Raw genomic sequence first — 1,737 nt, 5'->3', positions numbered from 1 at the left:
ACGATTCATTGATTTCAGGAAGAACCAGCGCGCTCCAACCGCTGTCGAGGTGATCGGACACCGAGCTGTCTTCGTGCAACCGGCTCCTGGAACGGCAATTTCGCGGATGGACTCGGCACGGGGCACTTGACGTGGGTTTGATGCGCCCCGGGCGGGTAGTCATCAACGAGACGTACACATGAATGAGACGAAGAGAGGAGCATCCGGTGCCCAACGAAATGCAAGGCCGCACGATTGCCATCTTGGCCGCGGACGGCGTCGAGAAGGTGGAACTCGAACAACCCCGTGCCGCCGTCCAAGACGCTGGCGGACAGGTGGAACTGCTCTCGGTGAAGGCGGGTGAGATCCAGGCGCGCAATCACGATCTCGAACCGGCAGGCGCCTTTTCGGTAGACCGTCCGGTGTCCGAGGCCCGCGTCGACCAATTCGATGCGCTGGTGCTGCCCGGCGGCACCGTCAACCCAGACAACTTGCGGCTCGACGAATCGGCGGTGGCCTTCGTCCGTGACTTCGTCCGCTCGGGCAAACCGGTCGCCGCGATCTGCCACGGGCCGTGGACGCTGGTGGAGGCCGACGTCGTCCGCGGTCGGACACTCACGTCGTATCCCAGCGTGCGCACCGACCTGCGCAATGCCGGCGCAACCGTGGTCGACCAGGAGGTCTGCATCGACGGCAATCTCATCACCAGCCGCTCACCGGAAGATCTGCCCGCGTTCTGCCAGGCGATCACCGATCACTTCGCGAACATTCCGGCTCGCACCTGAGCATCGGCGCGCATCGCCCTGCGTGCGGATTCGCCCGAATCCGGTGGGTCAGTCTTTGTGCCGGATGGCGTCGAGGGCCGCCACGCCCTCGAGTGCCATCGCCACCGGTTGCGCCGACTTCGTGCTGCCGCTGCATCGCCTTCCCAGCGCGCTGGTCGCGCTCCCCGTAGCTCCCGGCGGGGCGGACCTGTTCACCGTCACGCTCCCATCATGGGCGCGATTGTCGTCGTCGAAGGCGTAGAACTCAGACACGGTGGTGCTCTCGCTGAACCTTGAAAGCGTTTCTGTGGCGGCGTCGACGTCACCCTGGACGGTTGGGATGCCTCCGTGACGACCGCGCCGACGTCTGCGGTTCGCCCAGCCGCGGCGCCGATTGAGTGGAAAACGACCAGATCGGGTACTCGCAGCGCGCCGAGGATCGGAGACAACACCGTGCCCGAGTCACGTGACGAGTCGTACCGGGAGCTCCTGCAGGAGCTGTTGTGGACCTATGGTCCATGCGGCCAGGAAGAAGGGGTGCGTGACGTCTGCCGCCGCGAACTCGAGCCCTACGTCGACGAGACGTGGATCGACGGCGGCGGCAACCTGATCGGCTTGATTAGGGGCGCCGATCCCGACGCGGGCGACCAGCCACCCGGGGCTGACGGGAACCGAGCGGTGCGAGTGACAGCGCATCTTGACGAGCTGTCGATGCTCGTCAAGCGTTGCGAGCCGGACGGAACCCTGCATCTGACGCCGCTCGGCACGATGTATCCGGGGAACTTCGGCCTTGGACCGGTCGCGGTGCTGGGCGACCGAAAGACCATTGTCGGAGTCCTGTCGCTGGGCTCGGAACACACCACCGAGGAGAGCGAGCGCATCTGGCAGACCAAACCCGACCAGGGCGGTGACAAGGCGCTGGACTGGAACCACGTCTACGTCTTCACCGGCCGCACGCAACAGGAATGTGCGGCCGCGGGGATTCGTCCGGGGA

At 65.5% G+C, this 1,737-nt stretch carries 2 protein-coding genes and 1 pseudogene; 2 read left to right on the top strand and 1 reads right to left on the bottom strand.

What is annotated here, in order from left to right:
• Positions 1 to 206 precede the first annotated feature (206 nt).
• On the top strand, positions 207 to 764 hold the full coding sequence (locus ACRDUX_RS36685) for a type 1 glutamine amidotransferase domain-containing protein (protein WP_526421755.1): 558 nt from the start codon (positions 207 to 209) through the stop codon (positions 762 to 764).
• Between the two features lie 48 nt (positions 765 to 812).
• On the opposite strand, the gene ACRDUX_RS36680 is transcribed toward ACRDUX_RS36685, so the two are convergent.
• Positions 813 to 1,016 carry a hypothetical protein gene (locus tag ACRDUX_RS36680; protein ID WP_526421753.1) on the bottom strand — a complete coding sequence of 68 codons (204 nt, stop codon included), beginning with the start codon at positions 1,014 to 1,016 and terminating at the stop codon, positions 813 to 815.
• A gap of 180 nt (positions 1,017 to 1,196) precedes the next feature.
• Between ACRDUX_RS36680 and ACRDUX_RS36675 the strand changes: the two are divergent.
• Positions 1,197 to 1,737, top strand: a pseudogene (locus ACRDUX_RS36675) (peptidase M42); the annotation flags it as partial.

The organism is Mycobacterium sp. (genome assembly GCF_050701675.1).
GTDB lineage: Bacteria > Actinomycetota > Actinomycetes > Mycobacteriales > Mycobacteriaceae > Mycobacterium.
This window is presented reverse-complemented; position numbering and strand designations above follow the sequence as displayed.